At 66.7% G+C, this 14,258-nt stretch carries 20 protein-coding genes; 6 read left to right on the top strand and 14 right to left on the bottom strand.

What is annotated here, in order from left to right; all coding sequences use genetic code 11:
• Positions 1 to 75: 75 nt before the first annotated feature.
• From NBT82_RS04670 to NBT82_RS04655, 4 genes are all read right to left on the bottom strand, one after another.
• Positions 76 to 603, bottom strand: a complete 528-nt coding sequence (locus NBT82_RS04670; RefSeq protein ID WP_251330412.1) for a winged helix-turn-helix transcriptional regulator — start codon at positions 601 to 603, stop codon at positions 76 to 78.
• A 65-nt stretch (positions 604 to 668) separates the two neighbouring features.
• A complete protein-coding gene (locus tag NBT82_RS04665; protein ID WP_251330411.1) occupies positions 669 to 1,232 on the bottom strand; it encodes a nitrous oxide reductase accessory protein NosL in 564 nt (187 codons plus the stop codon).
• A gap of 58 nt (positions 1,233 to 1,290) precedes the next feature.
• Positions 1,291 to 1,614 (bottom strand): DUF7471 family protein, encoded by a 324-nt coding sequence (locus NBT82_RS04660; protein WP_251330410.1) that lies wholly within the window; start codon positions 1,612 to 1,614, stop codon positions 1,291 to 1,293.
• An 86-nt stretch (positions 1,615 to 1,700) separates the two neighbouring features.
• On the bottom strand, positions 1,701 to 2,075 hold the full coding sequence (locus NBT82_RS04655; RefSeq protein ID WP_251330409.1) for a universal stress protein: 375 nt from the start codon (positions 2,073 to 2,075) through the stop codon (positions 1,701 to 1,703).
• A gap of 213 nt (positions 2,076 to 2,288) precedes the next feature.
• Here NBT82_RS04655 and NBT82_RS04650 point away from each other — a divergent pair, with 213 nt between their 5' ends.
• From NBT82_RS04650 to NBT82_RS04640, 3 genes are all read left to right on the top strand, one after another.
• Entirely contained in the window at positions 2,289 to 3,233 is a 945-nt protein-coding gene (locus tag NBT82_RS04650; protein ID WP_251330408.1) for a ribokinase, read from the top strand.
• Positions 3,234 to 3,277: 44 nt separating this feature from the next.
• Positions 3,278 to 4,402 (top strand): M20 family metallopeptidase, encoded by a 1,125-nt coding sequence (locus NBT82_RS04645; protein ID WP_251330407.1) that lies wholly within the window; start codon positions 3,278 to 3,280, stop codon positions 4,400 to 4,402.
• Between the two features lie 91 nt (positions 4,403 to 4,493).
• On the top strand, positions 4,494 to 4,835 hold the full coding sequence (locus NBT82_RS04640; protein WP_251330406.1) for a hypothetical protein: 342 nt from the start codon (positions 4,494 to 4,496) through the stop codon (positions 4,833 to 4,835).
• A gap of 20 nt (positions 4,836 to 4,855) precedes the next feature.
• On the opposite strand, the gene NBT82_RS04635 is transcribed toward NBT82_RS04640, so the two are convergent.
• The 4 genes from NBT82_RS04635 to NBT82_RS04620 form a co-directional block, all read right to left on the bottom strand.
• Positions 4,856 to 5,905 (bottom strand): GNAT family N-acetyltransferase, encoded by a 1,050-nt coding sequence (locus NBT82_RS04635; protein WP_251330405.1) that lies wholly within the window; start codon positions 5,903 to 5,905, stop codon positions 4,856 to 4,858.
• A 9-nt stretch (positions 5,906 to 5,914) separates the two neighbouring features.
• On the bottom strand, positions 5,915 to 6,364 hold the full coding sequence (locus NBT82_RS04630; RefSeq protein WP_251330404.1) for an Hsp20/alpha crystallin family protein: 450 nt from the start codon (positions 6,362 to 6,364) through the stop codon (positions 5,915 to 5,917).
• Positions 6,365 to 6,440: 76 nt separating this feature from the next.
• Positions 6,441 to 7,103, bottom strand: a complete 663-nt coding sequence (locus NBT82_RS04625) for a phosphoribosyltransferase (protein ID WP_251330403.1) — start codon at positions 7,101 to 7,103, stop codon at positions 6,441 to 6,443.
• A 65-nt stretch (positions 7,104 to 7,168) separates the two neighbouring features.
• On the bottom strand, positions 7,169 to 7,822 hold the full coding sequence (locus NBT82_RS04620) for a potassium channel family protein (RefSeq protein ID WP_251330402.1): 654 nt from the start codon (positions 7,820 to 7,822) through the stop codon (positions 7,169 to 7,171).
• Positions 7,823 to 7,996: 174 nt separating this feature from the next.
• Here NBT82_RS04620 and NBT82_RS04615 point away from each other — a divergent pair, with 174 nt between their 5' ends.
• The gene (locus tag NBT82_RS04615) at positions 7,997 to 8,188 is read left to right on the top strand and encodes a hypothetical protein (protein ID WP_251330401.1); all 192 of its coding nucleotides are present in this window, start codon (positions 7,997 to 7,999) and stop codon (positions 8,186 to 8,188) included.
• A gap of 205 nt (positions 8,189 to 8,393) precedes the next feature.
• Here the strand turns inward: NBT82_RS04615 and NBT82_RS04610 are convergent, their stop codons facing one another.
• Complete coding sequence (locus tag NBT82_RS04610; RefSeq protein WP_251330400.1) at positions 8,394 to 8,780, bottom strand: winged helix-turn-helix domain-containing protein; 387 nt, start codon at positions 8,778 to 8,780, stop codon at positions 8,394 to 8,396.
• A 148-nt stretch (positions 8,781 to 8,928) separates the two neighbouring features.
• On the opposite strand from NBT82_RS04610, the gene NBT82_RS04605 reads away from it, so the two are divergent.
• Positions 8,929 to 9,579, top strand: coding sequence for a helix-turn-helix domain-containing protein (locus NBT82_RS04605; RefSeq protein WP_251330399.1), 651 nt, complete (start codon positions 8,929 to 8,931; stop codon positions 9,577 to 9,579).
• A gap of 7 nt (positions 9,580 to 9,586) precedes the next feature.
• On the opposite strand, the gene NBT82_RS04600 is transcribed toward NBT82_RS04605, so the two are convergent.
• The 5 genes from NBT82_RS04600 to NBT82_RS04580 form a co-directional block, all read right to left on the bottom strand.
• Positions 9,587 to 10,033, bottom strand: coding sequence for a pyridoxamine 5'-phosphate oxidase family protein (locus NBT82_RS04600; RefSeq protein WP_251330398.1), 447 nt, complete (start codon positions 10,031 to 10,033; stop codon positions 9,587 to 9,589).
• Between the two features lie 83 nt (positions 10,034 to 10,116).
• Positions 10,117 to 10,296 (bottom strand): DUF7560 family zinc ribbon protein, encoded by a 180-nt coding sequence (locus NBT82_RS04595; protein WP_251330397.1) that lies wholly within the window; start codon positions 10,294 to 10,296, stop codon positions 10,117 to 10,119.
• 111 nt (positions 10,297 to 10,407) lie between these two features.
• On the bottom strand, positions 10,408 to 11,232 hold the full coding sequence (locus tag NBT82_RS04590; RefSeq protein ID WP_251330396.1) for a ZIP family metal transporter: 825 nt from the start codon (positions 11,230 to 11,232) through the stop codon (positions 10,408 to 10,410).
• Positions 11,233 to 11,322: 90 nt separating this feature from the next.
• Positions 11,323 to 12,843: a globin-coupled sensor protein gene (locus NBT82_RS04585; RefSeq protein ID WP_251330395.1), complete on the bottom strand. Its 1,521-nt coding sequence runs from the start codon at positions 12,841 to 12,843 to the stop codon at positions 11,323 to 11,325.
• Positions 12,844 to 12,924: 81 nt separating this feature from the next.
• Positions 12,925 to 13,806 (bottom strand): universal stress protein, encoded by an 882-nt coding sequence (locus NBT82_RS04580; protein ID WP_251330394.1) that lies wholly within the window; start codon positions 13,804 to 13,806, stop codon positions 12,925 to 12,927.
• Positions 13,807 to 14,013: 207 nt separating this feature from the next.
• Between NBT82_RS04580 and NBT82_RS04575 the strand changes: the two genes are divergently transcribed.
• Positions 14,014 to 14,169, top strand: a complete 156-nt coding sequence (locus NBT82_RS04575) for a rubrerythrin-like domain-containing protein (protein WP_251330393.1) — start codon at positions 14,014 to 14,016, stop codon at positions 14,167 to 14,169.
• The last annotated feature ends 89 nt before the right edge of the window (positions 14,170 to 14,258 follow it).

The raw sequence follows: 14,258 nt of genomic DNA, 5'->3' as shown, positions 1-14,258 counted from the left end.
GGCGTCATCGACGGCAGCGACGTCGCTACGGACGTAAGTGCCAGACGCGTTCGCGAAGCCGGCGTCCCCGTGGGGTTACTCCTCGGCCTCGACACCGTGGAGGCCAGTGTCGACGAACCGCATGAACCGATCGACGAGGCGGTCGGAGAGCGACGGCGTGACCGCCTGCAGAAACGCCACCGTCTCCTCCGGACGCGTGAGCGCCACCTCGACTTGGCCGCGGTCGCCGTAAGTTCGCTCGACGATATCCGCGTCTTCGAGCGTGTCGACGTGCCAGGAGACGGTACTACGCGCGAGGTCGAGTCGGTCGGCGAGCGTCGACGCCGGAAGCCGTCCGTCTTCGACTAGGTGACCGATGAGTTCGCGGGCGGTTTCGCGACGGTACAGCGAGAGGACCCGACGCTCCCAGGGGTCGTACTCCGGATCGAAGTAGTGGGTACGCCCGCGTATCCGTTCGGCGATCACCTCGTCGCGCCGACCGAGCCGTCGCAGGTGATACTGGGCCTGACCGGTCGCGATGTCGAGGTTCCGGACGAGTTCGTTGAAGTGAACGCCAGGGTTGGACTGGACGTGGTCACGAACTTGCCGACGAACGCTGGTCATACGCGGGAGTATTGCGACGGAAGGACAATCGCCCCCCGTCGATTCCCACGCAGTGGGAACCGTCGCTATCCCCTCGCGACGAGTTCCTGCGAGATGTTCGCCGCCGCGATGACGTCGCCACCGTACTCCGAGGCGAAGGCCTCGGCGTCGTCGCTGTCGCCGAACGGCACCAGTGCCGGCCCCATCGCCCCCTCGACGTCCGTCCCGGCGACGACCTCCAAGTCCTCCGTCGGCGCGAACGCCTCGGCCGCCAGGTGTGCCGAGATGACACGGGTCCCATCCGACTCGCTGACCCTGTAGTCCACCGTCGAGTAGTCGGTGAGGTAGGTCACCTGCGGCTGCCATCCCTGCGGCTCCTTCGAGTATCGGTGTCTGTACGTACAGACGGTGCTACAGAACCGGGCCGGTGGATCGTGGCCCTCGACGCTGTGCTCCTGGTAGTAGGTCTGGCCGGACGGGCCGGGGTGCTGATCGATGACCATGCCGCACTGATCGCAACTGACGTCGCCGGACAGCGAAATCGGCTCGGGCCGGTCGGTCGACCCCGAACACCCCGCGAGGGCGACGACGGCGGCCGTCCCGATCAGAACGCGTCGGCGCGTCGTGTCGACGGCGGTGTCTCGAGTCATATCCTACTTACACCCCTGATCACCAAAGGTACGATGGTGTGTTCGTCGAAAGCGGCCGTCAGCGGGTCGTCGTGGCGCGTCCCGTGACGAGATACGCGGCCGAGAGGATCAACACGGCGATGGCGAAGTCGGTGGTGTGTTCGATCAGGTGGTGGACGACCATTGGGACCCGGCCGAGAACCGTCCCGATGCCGACGATAGACCGCGCGACCAAGAGGCCGATGGCGACCGTAAGCAGGACGTACGGTCGCGATCGCCGGCGCCGCGCTGCGGCGATGGCGATAGCGAACAGCGACAGAGTGCCGAGGGTCGTGAGTCCGAGGACGACGAGCAGTGCCAGCGCCTCACCCGTTCCCAGCCAGTTTCCCGTCGGGAGACTCATTCCGGGTCGGAGCGACGCCCTCCACGGACCAATAGGTTGTGGACGTCGGTCGGCGAGCGAAAAGAGTCGAGCGTCCAACCGGGTCGTTACTCTTCGGCGACGAAGACAACGGTACACTCCGAGTTCAGCAAAACGAGTTGGGAGACGCTACCCATCAGCGCCTTGCCGATCGGCGTCTGCTTCCGCGGCCCGAGGACGATGTAGCTGGTGTCGCGCTCCTCTGATTCGTGGAGGATGCGCGGAGCCGGTTCGCCGAGCGCCCCGACGGCGGTCACGTTCTCGGGGTCGTCGAGCGCCAGTCGGATCGCATTCGTGGCGATATCCTCGGCCGTCGAGTGCTCTTCGGTCTCCGGCTGGACGTTGAGAACGACCAGTTCCTCGTCGAACGCCCGAGCGAGTTCGTATCCACGCTGTACTACACGGGATTCGTCCGCGTCGTCGACTGCAGCCAGGATTGACATGGCACTACTCCGTCCTGTCGTGATTTAAATAAATGTTGGTGATAGTTATCAGGTCGAAAGAAAGAATTTCGGTGAGACGTCGATGCCGTCGCCACGTGTCGCCGTCACGACGAAATTCGTACGCCTTCCGAACTGTCAATTGCGGAATAACGTCGCCCGAACGACGGTCCCTAACGTATAGATGCATCCGTCGCGTTAGTAATCAGGTACGCTATGAGTCGCGTGGTGAGTCTCGGGAGCATCAACGTCGACCGCGTCGTCTCGGCGACGGATGCCGATCTCGCGGCGTTCGCGGAGCGGTTCGCATGGTTCCCGGAGCGGGGACGGACCATTCGGATCGATCGCCTCCCCGACGACTTCACCGTCGACGCCGACGAGCGTCGACACGGGGGCAAGGGGGCAAACCAGGCCGTCGCCGCCGTCCGCGTCGGGGCGTCGACGGCGATGCTCGGCAAGGTCGGTCGGGATCACGGGCGATTCGGCGTCCTCGCCGCCCTCGCCGACGCCGGCGTCGACGTGGACCGAATCGGGACGGCGGACGCGCCGACCGGGACGGCCTACGTGTTCGTCGACGATTCCGGTGACAACCGAATCGTCGTCGTTCCGGGGGCCAACGCGACCGTCGGCCGCCCGTACGTCCGGAACCAGTACGACGCCGTCCGCGACGCCGACTGCCTCCTTCTGCAAAACGAGGTTCCGGTCGCCCCGGTCGAGTCGCTACTCGCCGACCTGGCGGGTGACCCGAGACGGCCGACGGTCGTCCTCGATCCGGCGCCCCCCGAGGGGGTCGACCCACTGCTCGCCTGCGAGGCGGTCGATTACTGTACGCCGAACGAACACGAGTACGCGGCGCTCGAGGACTCCCTCGACGGGTTCGACGGCGTCGTCGTCCGCAAACGTGGCGGCGCCCCCGTCGTCGTCGAACGGGCGGGCAAACGGCTGTTCACCGTCGAGCCACCGACCGTCGATCCGGTCGACACGACGGGCGCCGGCGACGTGTTGAACGGCGTGTTGGCGGCACGACTCGTGGCCGGCGTGTCCCTCCGCAAGGCCGTCGCCGACGCCACCGTCGCGGGGTCGCTCGCCACCCGTGAGGCCGGCGCCCGAAACGGCGTCCCGACGCTCGACGACATCCGCTCGACACGGGGAGCGAACTGATCCGCCGAGACAGATTCAAATGGTCGAGACGCGAACCCCCGACGATGGCAGCGTACGGCGAGGAATCCCGAACGTCGCTCCGCGAGCGGGTGGTGGGGACGACGGTCGACCTCGTGGAGTATCGCACCACAGAGGACCGGCCGGAGGCCATCGACGACTGTCTGTCCTACGTCGCCGACTTCTTCGCGGACGCCGCCGTGTCAGTCGAGCGATACAGTCACGGCGACACCCCTTCGCTCGTCGTCTCGCTCGACGGGTCGCTGTCGCCCGAACTCGTCTTTCACGGTCACCTCGACGTCGTACCGGGGGCCGACCGCCTGTTCACCCCGCGGTACGTCACCGACGGCGAACTCTCGGGACGGGGCACCGCGGACATGAAGGGTGGACTGGCGGCGATGATGCACGTCGTTCGTGACCTGTCGCGGGCCGACGACCCACCGTCGCTCGCGCTGATGGTCGTGTCCGACGAGGAACGCGGCGGCTACGACGGCGCGCGCTACCTCCTCGAGGAGGTGGGATACGATCCTGCCTTCTGTATCACGGGCGAACCGAACAACCTCGACGGCTACATGAATATCGTCCACCGGCAGAAGGGAGTGATCCGGATCGACCTGCTGGCAACGGGCGAACCGGCCCACGCCGCGACGCCGGAGCAAGGCGAGAGCGCCATCGAGACGCTGCTAGGGACCTATCCCGCCATCGAGGCGGTCTTCGACGCGTCGGCCGACGACTGGCCGACGACCGTCAACTACGGCCACATCGAGGGCGGTACGGCGGTCAACCAGGTCGCCGACAACGCACGGCTCCGTCTCGACGTCCGCTATCCCGACGCGGGCGCCCGCGACCGGGCGTTGACCGCGCTACAGGAGATACCCGACCTCTCAGTCGAGAGCGTCGGCCACGGGGCCCCCGTCGACACCGACCCCGACGACCCGTACGTTCGCGGCCTGCAACGACACGCCGAGTGGGAACTCGGCTGCTCGGTGGACCTGGTCCGCAAGCCCCACACGAGCGACCTGCGACACTTCGCGACCCACGGGGTGCCCGGGGTAGCGTTCGGACCGGAGGCCTACGGGTCCCACGAGGGGTACGAGTATCTCGTCGTCGACAGCCTCCCCGACTACTGTCGAACCCTCGCCGCCTTCGCCGCCGACCCGTGCCCCTCGTGAGTCGGCGTTCGCGACGTCCGCACCACGGCGGCGAGACGTGATCGGAGACCAACAGTAAAGTGCGGAGGCGCCCAACCCTACGCAGGTCCCCGTGCAAGCCATCGTCCACTTTACCGTCGGCGTGTTCATGGCCCTCCTGGCGCTGACGGTCCTCGACTTGCCGGTCCGTCGGGAGTTCCTCCTGCTGTTTCTGAGCGGGTTCTGGGCCATGATCCCCGACGGCTACTGGCTACTCCGTGAACTCGATATCGTGGGGCCGGAGACGGCCTGGCAGGCGCTTCATCGGTCGGCGTGGGCCAACGTCTTCTGGTTTCACAACGTCATCGACGGCCTCGAGACGGGTCGGAACATCCTCGAAGCGGGCGTCTCCCTCGCAGTCCTCCTCGTCATGGTGTTCGGGTACTACCGATACAACGACTGGACGGTCGATTGACTCCCGGGGACGACCGTCGGTCACAGTTCGAGCGTCCAGTACCGGTCGGCGTCCTCGACGACGCGGTACTCCCACCCGAGCACGTCGATCAGGGCCTTCACGTCGTCGACGACACACACCGCCGCCGGTTCGTCCGACGGCGGATGCTGGAAGACGAACGCGTCGCGGTCCTCCCCGTCACGGGTCAGCCAGTCGGGGATGAATCCCGCGGGCGAGAAGCCGTCGGCCTCCAACGGTTCGTACAGCGCAAGGAGGTGACGGGCGTTGGCGTCGACGGGCACCATCAGGTGGACGTCCTCCTCGCGCATGGCCGCTCTGATCTCCGCCTCGGTCCGTGCCCACGACTCGTGGCCGTCCGCGGTCACCTCCCAGAGAAAGCCCCGCGCCCGAGAGAGCGCCATCTCCACCTGATCGGCCGTCGGGTAGGTGACTGTGTTGACCGTCCGGATCCGACGTCCAAGAAGGTCTAGCGACGCACTCGCGAGCGTCCGTTCGACGATGTGACGGTACCGTTCCGGAACGTACACGTCGCGTTCGTCGTAGTCGATGCTGGGCGTGTAGAGGGTGATGACCTCGCTCTCGCTCGTCGGGCCGAAGTACCCCTCTTGGAGCCCCTTGTGTATCGAGAACGGTTCGAACCCACGTGCCAGCAGGTTGTGTTGCGAGGCAGGGTGAGAGGTCACCGCCGCCGAGTACACTACTCCCGAGAACGATCGGTCCGCGTGGAGGACGTTCAGCCGGTGTTTGAGGAGTTCGCGTCCCAGACCCCTTCCCTGGTGGTCGGGGTGGACGGCCAGCTTACAGATCTGTGCGTTCCCGTCGTCGAGCGAGTCGTACTCGATGGCGGCCGTACCGACGACCGTCCCTCCCGTCGCGACGACGAACGTCGCCACGTTGGAGTCGCCGAGAAGGGCCTCGTGGACCGCCGACTCCTCGACCAAGGGATAGTCGGTATCCGACGGATACGCCGCCTCGTACACCGCCGCGATACCGGGAGCATCGTCGGGCCGCGCGCGATCGATGGCGTATCCCGGCGGAAGATCGGGCGTGAACGGCCGCTCCTCGTCCATCGACCCGCGTCAGTTCACGTCGATTCGCGTCCCCCGATCGTCCGGCTCCCGTTTCGGCATCCTGACCGTCAACACGCCGTTGTTGTACCTGGCCGTGATGTCCGACTCGTCGACCGCCTCGGGGAGGCTGATCGACCGGGAGACCGACGCGTGCCGGCGCTCGCGACGGACGTACTCGCCCGCGTCCGACTCGGCCTCCTCGTCTCGTTCGGCGGAGATCTGCAGCGTCCGGTCCACCATCCGTACGTCGATGTCCTCGGTCTCGAACCCGGGCAGATCGCCCGTCAACACGAGTTCGTCACCCGTGTCTTCGAGGTCGACGCTCATGCCCGCCGATCCCGGCCGTGGCAGCCCCCCCTCGAACTCCTCTGGATCCCACATTCGTGCCGCGTTCTCGACGTTCTCCTGCATTCGGTCGAACAACTCTTCGAGTTCGTCGAACGGGTTTCGTCGGGTCATCCGTGCGCGTACCTGATGGCGTCCTGACTAATAACTCGACACGGTCGTTCCTGATAGTTGAGGACGTGTGGACGGGTCAATCGTCGGGGTCACTCAGGAGCGCCATCGCTTCCTCATCGCTGACCTGATCGAACCGGTCGTAGAACGCGCCAACCGCCCGGAACTGCGTCGGCGTTTCGAGAGCGACCACGGTGTCGACGTCGGCGTGGTCTTCGAGGCGGTCGATCGTGTCCGGCGGCGCCACTGGGAGGGCAAGGACGATCCGCTCGGCGCCCGCTGCGGCCACGAGTCGGAGCGCGGCGATTGCGGTCGCGCCCGTCGCGGCGCCGTCGTCGACCACGACGACAGACCGTCCGGACAGGTTCGGCACCGGACCGTCGTTCCGGTAGCGCGAGGCTTTCTCCCGGGCTGCCGCAGCCTCGCGGTTCCGCCCCCGGTCGACGTAGACGTCACTCACACCCAGTCGGTCGATAGATCCTTCGTCGAACCACGCGCTTCCGTCGCTCGCGACGGCGCCGATGGCGTACTCCGGGTTGTCGGGCGCGCCGATCTTCGAGGCGACGACGACGTCGAGCGGGACGTCGAGGGCGTCGGCGACTGGCCGCCCGACCGGAACGCCACCCCGCGGGATCGCGAGGACGATATCGGCCTCGTTCCCGCGGTCGCGGAGTTCGCTCGCCAGTCGTCGGCCCGCGTCGATACGATCCGCGAACCGACCGCCGTCGGCGTCGATGCTCATGACCGATCCGTTAGTACTCCGACGTGAAATGTCCCGTCCCGGTTCCCGAACGGCGGGACGATCGGTTAGCCACGGAACAGCGACAGTACCTCGTCGGCCACGGCCGACTCCACGGCGACGACGTAGCGCTCCCCCGCTTCGAGTTCCGTGTCCGGCCGGGCGACGCGCGTCCGGTCGCGGTCCGAGACGACCAGACTCCCTCTGGGGAGGCTGATCTCGTCGAGAGTGTGGCCGACGATCGGGGCATCCGCCGCCACCTCGATCTCCAAGACCCCGAGGTCGTGATGGTCGCTCGCGAGGGTACGTACCTCGTCACTCGAGAGGATGTCGGCCGCGGTGGCGGCACTCAACTCGTGGGGGAGGATTGTCGCGTCCGCGATCTCGTCGTACTCGTCCTCGGTCCCCGTATCGGTCCGCGCCAGCGTCCGGACGTCCGGGGCGATGCGTTTGGCCTCCAGACAGACGGCCAGGTTGGTTCCGGGCTCGTCGGTCAGAGCCGCGACGGCGTCCGCACGCTCAAGTTCGGCCTGTTCGAGGATCGACGGGGCGGTGGCGTCGCCCTGCAGGACCATCGCGACGTGTTCGGCGGCTACCTCGTCGGTGCGGTCGGCCTCCTTCTCGATCAACACGATCTCGTGTCCCCGGTCGGCGAGTTCCCTGGCCGTCCGTAGCCCGACGCGTCCGCCACCCGCGACGACGATGCGTTTGGTGTGTGTCATGGGTCCAGATGTCGCCCGCGTTCGCCACCGATTCGTCCTCCCGTGTAACGGTCGATCGGGAACGCATTTCAACCGCACCGTCGTTCCCAGGGTGTTGGAACAGCCCCGAGCCACGCCGGCCAGTCATATAATATCACCAATAACAATTAGTAGTGTCGGGCGCGTGGTTCGGATATGCTCCTCCGTATCGCCGCACTGGCGCTCGGCCTCGCCGAGGCGTTCCGTCCCCGCCGACTCGTCGACGTCTGGCTGAACCTAGCGACCGAAGGCGACGCCACGCCACGCCGCTGGGTGTACACCGCCGCCCGCATCGAGGGACTGCTCCTCGTGCTGTGGGCGGTGCGTCGACACCGCGACTCGGGGTGAGGCGGCCCGACCGAGACGTCGAACACCGGCCGTTCGCTCGCCGGGTACTCCTTCCGTAACCGCTTCACGTAGTAGCGTCCCTCACCGTATCGGCGTACGCCTCCCGCAGTGTGGCTCGTGGTATCATTCCTGTGGGGCGTGCGAACGACCACGGATGACGCTGTAAGAATCCTGTGCGATCGGGCCGGACGGTGACGACCGGGAGTTAGAGGGGCGTCGTCGTTCCGGACCGCACCCGATGCGTCACGGTGAGTTCGAAGCCGCCGTCGACGACGTCGACGTCGACGTGTTCCACCGAACGGACGTACTCGCTCGCGTGCTTGCCGTCGGGACAGAGGCGGGTTCGCTCGTCGAGGAGGCCAACCCCCGTGAGCGTATCGAGCTTCCGATACGTCGTCGACAGCGGTAGTTCACAGACGTCGGAGAGTTCGCTGGCCGACAGCGACTCCTCACCCGTCGCGTCGAGGACCGCACGACAGTCGGGATCGTGCAGGGCGTCGAGTACCGCTTGGACCTCCTCGGAATCACGGACGGTCGATTCTTCGATCGTCTTTTCGGGCGGGCTGGTGGCGATAGCCATCGTCGGTCGCATACACGTACTCGCTGGGGGACAACCAGTCTACACCCACGATATCGTGGGTGGTTTATAAGCGAAACGCTCCCTCCGGTCGGCGTCCCCGCCCGGAACGGGCGGGGACGGATGGCCAAGCTTAGGAACCTGGCCCGCAAAGCCGCGGATGATGGCGACAGGCATTCGGGCGGAACTGCGGGTCGACGCCGACGGCAGTTGTCCCGTCGCGAGCGCCGCCGCGGACGCCGGTGCGCCCACCTCCTCCGTCACCAGGGGGATCGATCCGGAGGCCACGGGCCGGGTAACCGAGGAGTTCATGCTCGAAGACACGGCCGTCGAGGCGCCACCCGGCGGCGACGTAGAGCCCGTGTTCACCTATGGGTCGAAGACCACGTATCGGTTCAGCCGCCCCCGCGGACAGGGATGCCCCTGCGAGCGCGTCGAGGCGTTTGACTGCCCGGTCGTCGACGTCCATACGCGCGACGGGATGCTGCATCTGGTCTTTCATGCCGCCGACATGAGCGAACTTCGGGGAGTCATCACGACGCTCCGCGAGGCGTATCCCGAGGTGGACGTCCGTCGACTCCTCCGATCCCACGGGGATCCGTCCGACCACGACTTGGTGTTCGTCGATCGGGGGCGACTGACCGCCCGACAGCGCGAGGTGCTCGAACGTGCCCACGAGATGGGCTACTTCGATCACCCGAAGGGTGCGAACGCAGGCGAGGTTGCGGACGCCCTCGACATCTCGCGCTCGACGTTCAGCGAACACTTGAGTGCCGCACAGTCGAAACTGCTGGACGCCGTCCTCGAACAGTGAAACGTGATCAGGGGTCGATGTCGATCCGTCGGCCGCTCAGTTCGTCCGGCGAGAGTTCGTAGAGTTCGACGTTCAGCTCCGCCTTCGGTTCGCCCCACATCTCGAACAGCGGCCGCTTCGCCGCGCCGAAGCGTTCGACGTGGTCGGGCGTGAGTGCCGACTTCGGGAGGTGTTCGAGTCGCCCGTCCGCGATGACGCTCCGATACGTCGTCTCGCGCTCCTCGTACACGACGAATCGAACCTTCGGGGAGTCGCCGAGAAACCGACGTTTCCCGCTCCCCGGCGCGGACACCAGTCGCATACAGAACTGGCGTTCGCCCGCGTCGTACCCGTACGAAATCGGCACCGCGTAGGGTTCGTCCTCGCGGGCGAGCGAGAGGACGCCGGTCTCGTGACGTCCGAGGAGGGCGTCGGTTTCGGCCCCCGTCATCGCGGTCTGTTGCTCCACGGTCATTAGTGTCGTCTGTCGGGAGAAAGGGAGGCGACCGTTTATAATTATGCAACTCGGCCGCCGCGACCGGGGTCGACCGACGCGGGTCAGGCTTCGCCGTCACCGTCGGCGCCGGGAGAAGAAGCGGAGGAGAACGCACTCCGAGGGACGGTGGTTCCACAGACCACACACCCGTGTTCTAGGAGCGCCTCCCGCATCGGCGCGTTCACGTCCATGGATTCGTCACACGTCGGGCAGTGGAACGTCAGGTCCGTACCCCCGTTCATCGTTGATGGATAGGAAGGCCGCCGATATATGAGCCCCCCTCTTTCCAGACGCATGAGAATTCGACTGCTCCGGTGCGTTGCCGGGGCGGTCGTCGCGCCGTCGCCCGCCGCTCAGCCGAGCGAGATGTCGAGATAGAGCATCACGATCACCCCGGCGAGCGTCCCGAGGGTCGCGACGCGTTCGTGTCCCCCCGTGTGGGTCTCCGGGACGATCTCGTCGCTGATGACGAACAGCATCGCGCCCGCGGCAAAGCCCATCGCGTACGGCAGGAGCGACGACACCGCACCGACGGCGTACGCGCCGAGGATCGCCAGGGGGATCTCGACGACACCCGAGCGGATCCCGGCGAAGACGGCGTAGGCCCGCCGATCCAGTCCCGCGTTGATGGCCGCGATCGAGACGGCGAGACCCTCCGGCACGTTCTGGATGCCGATGGCGAGCATCAGCGGCACGGCCGTGGCGAGGTCGCCGCTCCCGAAGCCGACGCCGACGGCGAGCCCCTCCGGCATGTTGTGGAGCGTGATCGCGAGGACGAACAGGACGACACCCGCGAATCGTTCGTCGTCGATCGGCAGGCTCCGGTTCCCGCCGGCCGCGTCGTCCCGTTGGCGGCCGGTGACGAGATAGTGAGCGTGGGGCACCAGCGCGTCCGACCGGTCGAGAAAGAGCGCACCCAGCGCGAGACCGAGCAACACCGGGAGCGGGTCGCCGCCGGAATACGTCTCGATGCCCGGGATGATGAGGCTCGTAAAACTCGCGGCGAGCATCACGCCCGCGGCGAACCCGAGCGCCCCGTCGAGCGCCCGTTCGGAGGGATCCCGCCAGACGAACACCAGCGACGCCCCCAGCAGGTTGAACGTCGCGATGACGACGCCGCCCACGACCCCGTGGATCAGTGGATCGGTGCCGAACAGTCGTGTGAACAGGTCGAGCATCACGTGACCGCCTCCGGGCGTCCGAGCACGGGCCGGGCATCTCACCCGAGGTTATTGAACGTGCGCCCGCGAGTCGTGGGAACCTGCCGGTCAGTTCGTCCCCAGACGAGTGACGGCCTCGTCGACCTCGCGGATTCGCTCTGTCTGCCGTTCGTTGGCCGCGGCGACGCGCTCTACCTCCTCGGCCACCCGATCGGCACGATCCACCAGTCGGTCGATCATACCGGCGACCTCCTCGGTCGAGGCCGCCTGATCGTCGGTCGCCGTCGACACCTCGCGAATCCCCTGCGAGGCGTCGGCGATGACGTCGACGATCCGCTCGAGTTTGGTCATCGCGTCCTCAACCCCTTCGACGCCCCGTTCGACCTCTTCGGCCGTCGCTTCCAGGCTTTCGACCGCCGCCGCGGTCTCGGATTTGATATCGGCGACCATCGCCTCGATCTCGCCAGCGTGTCGCTGTGACTCCTCGGCGAGGCCTTTCACCTCGTCGGCGACGACGGCGAAGCCGTCGCCGGCCTCGCCCGCGCGGGCTGCCTCGATCGAGGCGTTGAGTGCTAGCAGGTTCGTCTGGTCCGAGATGTCGTTGATCACCTCGACGACCTCGTCGATCTCGTCGATCCGCTCTTCCAGGTCGTCGACGTCCGCCGTCACCTCCCGGGCCGATTCGCTCACCTGCTGCATCACCGCGATCGACTCGGTCGCCGCCTCTCGACCTTCGGCAGCCAGTTCCTCGGCACGGTCGCTGGTGGCCGCCACCTCGTCGGCCGTGGAGGCTATCTCCTCGACGGTCGCGCTCATGTTCGACACCTCGCCGGCGACCTCTCCCATGGTGTCGGCCTGTTCGTCCGCGAGGTCGCTGATCGACCCCGCACTCTCGGCCACGTCCTCCGCGGACTCCCGAAGGGTGGCCACCGGCTCCGCGAGGTCGCGTTCGACCCCGTCCATCAACTTTTCGCGCTCGTCGATCGTCGCTTCGAGTCGCCGGTTGTACGAGTGGATGTAGGTGTCCGCGACCACCTGCATGTCGAGGTTGATGATGCGGAGGACCGAGAGGATCTCCGCCAGACCCTCGTCGAGTTCCGACCGGACGAGATCCTCGACGGCCGCGTCGTCGACGCCGGCTGCCTCGTCGAGGTGGCCGAGGAGGCGGTCCGCCGTCCGCTCCATCAGCAGGGGAACGAGGAGGTCGTAGTAGACGCCGTACTGACCGATATACTGCTTTATCGGCATGTCCAGCAGGTCGTGGAGCTTCCCGATCCGGGCACGGTTCCGGAAGTAGTCGGCGCCGTACTCCCCGTCGGCGAGCGAGACGAGATACGCGGACTGTGTCCGCTTCAGTTGTTCGATACCCTTCTCCGAGCGGTCGATCACCGCCCGCGTCTCGTCGTACCCGGTCAGATTGTCGTAGAAGTCGTCGGCGATCTGGTCGGCCCGTTCACGAAACAGTTCGTCGAGCCCTTCGAGGCGGCGCGCATCGGCCTCGTCGAAGCCGACGAAGTCCTTCCGCCACGCGATTTCGCTCTCGTCCAGCCCGCACTCGTCCATGAGGGCGTCGGCCGAGACCTGATCGTTCAGACCCCCTTGACCGAACGCCGATTCGAAGTCCTGCATGCCCCCACCGTCGGCGAGTCGGGGCGATAAAGCTATCCGCCGATTCCCGTGCGTGATAATCGTCCGCCTCGGCGTCGTCGCTCAGGGTACCGCCGACGATCCCCGAACCGTCAGGACCGGAACGGGGGCCGTCCGCACGAGCTTTTCCGTGACGCTCCCCAGGACGTACCGGTCGAAGCCCGTTCGTCCGTGTGTCCCGACGATCACGAGGTCGACGTCATGATCCGCGACGTACGACCGGACGACGCGGGCGATCGAGGTGCCGTACTCCACCGTCGTCGCGGCCGGAGCGACGCCCCCCGCCGCCGCGGTGCCTTCGGCCGTCTCCAGGATCTCGTTTGCCCTCTCCTCCAGTGCGTCGACCGCGATGTCGGTTCTGACCTCGATCCCGAGGCTGGCCACGTCGACCACGGAGAGGAGGTGGAGCCCCGGTCCGCCGTCGCCGACCACGTCGACCGCCAGATCGAGCGCCGCCGCCGACGGGTCGCTCCCGTCGGTCGGCACCAGCACGTTCCGGTAGGGATGACGGGCTGTCACGTCCTCGTCCGGTCGGATCGTGAGAACGGGAACCTCGGACCGACGGACCACCCGCTCGGTCGTACTCCCGAGAAGGAACCGTTCGAGTCCACGCCGGCCGTGGGTCGGCATGACGGCGAGGTCGACGTCGTTTGTGGCCGCGTAGTCGACGATGGTGCTGTATGGCTCGCCCTGCAACACCTCGGTGACGGTCGCGACGCCCCGATCGCTCGCCCGTTCGGCCGTCTCTTTGACGGTGCGGGCACCCTCGCGTTCGAGGGCGTCGATCACCCGTCCTCGAACCTGCGTGACGCTGTCACGCGCCGTATCCGCGACGTTGAGGACGTACACCGTGGCGTCGTGGGCGGCCGCGAGGTCGAGGACATGCCCGAAGGCGGCGGTCGCCCCGTCGCTGCCGTCGGTCGGAAAGAGGATCCTGTCGAACATGCGACAGTCGACGCGGGCCAGGGACAAAAAACGGGGCGGCGACTGCGCTCGATCCACCCGATGGAACGTTCCCGTCCTGCCCCCAGCGACGACGAACCGATCGCAGGGTCCGACCGCGAGCGTGTCTGGGGCCGTCGTTCGACGTACGTTCAGTTCTCGACGACACAGATAAGAGTTAACATGAATCATGGACGTGTGTGCGGACGTATGCCAACGCCGTCGGATCCTGCCCCCTGTGATCTGGACGAACAACTGTACGAGTGTCTGGAGTGTGGTGCACGGCTCTGTAGCGCGGAGTCCCCGACCTGCTGTCCGGAGTGTGAGGGTACGTTGCGGAACCTCAGTCGGCCGCGGCCGGAGTAACTCTCCGCCGATTCGTGGGACTCCGTCCGTCGTCGATTCAGTATGTGTCGTCGTCCCAAGATCTTTGCTCGACGCGGTCGACACTCCCC

This window comes from Haloplanus sp. HW8-1 (genome assembly GCF_023703795.1).
Lineage (GTDB): Archaea > Halobacteriota > Halobacteria > Halobacteriales > Haloferacaceae > Haloplanus > Haloplanus pelagicus.
This window is presented reverse-complemented; position numbering and strand designations above follow the sequence as displayed.

Excerpts from the sequence above, each read along its gene's own strand:
- NBT82_RS04670 (WP_251330412.1), bottom strand. The coding sequence starts at position 603 with ATGACCAGCGTTCGTCGGCAAGTTCGTGACCACGTCCAGTCCAACCCT.
- NBT82_RS04665 (WP_251330411.1), bottom strand. The coding sequence starts at position 1,232 with ATGACTCGAGACACCGCCGTCGACACGACGCGCCGACGCGTTCTGATC.
- NBT82_RS04660 (WP_251330410.1), bottom strand. The coding sequence starts at position 1,614 with ATGAGTCTCCCGACGGGAAACTGGCTGGGAACGGGTGAGGCGCTGGCA.
- NBT82_RS04655 (WP_251330409.1), bottom strand. The coding sequence starts at position 2,075 with ATGTCAATCCTGGCTGCAGTCGACGACGCGGACGAATCCCGTGTAGTA.
- NBT82_RS04650 (WP_251330408.1), top strand. The coding sequence starts at position 2,289 with ATGAGTCGCGTGGTGAGTCTCGGGAGCATCAACGTCGACCGCGTCGTC.
- NBT82_RS04645 (WP_251330407.1), top strand. The coding sequence starts at position 3,278 with ATGGCAGCGTACGGCGAGGAATCCCGAACGTCGCTCCGCGAGCGGGTG.
- NBT82_RS04635 (WP_251330405.1), bottom strand. The coding sequence starts at position 5,905 with ATGGACGAGGAGCGGCCGTTCACGCCCGATCTTCCGCCGGGATACGCC.
- NBT82_RS04630 (WP_251330404.1), bottom strand. The coding sequence starts at position 6,364 with ATGACCCGACGAAACCCGTTCGACGAACTCGAAGAGTTGTTCGACCGA.
- NBT82_RS04625 (WP_251330403.1), bottom strand. The coding sequence starts at position 7,103 with ATGAGCATCGACGCCGACGGCGGTCGGTTCGCGGATCGTATCGACGCG.
- NBT82_RS04620 (WP_251330402.1), bottom strand. The coding sequence starts at position 7,822 with ATGACACACACCAAACGCATCGTCGTCGCGGGTGGCGGACGCGTCGGG.
- NBT82_RS04615 (WP_251330401.1), top strand. The coding sequence starts at position 7,997 with ATGCTCCTCCGTATCGCCGCACTGGCGCTCGGCCTCGCCGAGGCGTTC.
- NBT82_RS04610 (WP_251330400.1), bottom strand. The coding sequence starts at position 8,780 with ATGCGACCGACGATGGCTATCGCCACCAGCCCGCCCGAAAAGACGATC.
- NBT82_RS04605 (WP_251330399.1), top strand. The coding sequence starts at position 8,929 with ATGGCGACAGGCATTCGGGCGGAACTGCGGGTCGACGCCGACGGCAGT.
- NBT82_RS04600 (WP_251330398.1), bottom strand. The coding sequence starts at position 10,033 with ATGACCGTGGAGCAACAGACCGCGATGACGGGGGCCGAAACCGACGCC.
- NBT82_RS04595 (WP_251330397.1), bottom strand. The coding sequence starts at position 10,296 with ATGAACGGGGGTACGGACCTGACGTTCCACTGCCCGACGTGTGACGAA.
- NBT82_RS04590 (WP_251330396.1), bottom strand. The coding sequence starts at position 11,232 with ATGCTCGACCTGTTCACACGACTGTTCGGCACCGATCCACTGATCCAC.
- NBT82_RS04585 (WP_251330395.1), bottom strand. The coding sequence starts at position 12,843 with ATGCAGGACTTCGAATCGGCGTTCGGTCAAGGGGGTCTGAACGATCAG.
- NBT82_RS04580 (WP_251330394.1), bottom strand. The coding sequence starts at position 13,806 with ATGTTCGACAGGATCCTCTTTCCGACCGACGGCAGCGACGGGGCGACC.
- NBT82_RS04575 (WP_251330393.1), top strand. The coding sequence starts at position 14,014 with ATGCCAACGCCGTCGGATCCTGCCCCCTGTGATCTGGACGAACAACTG.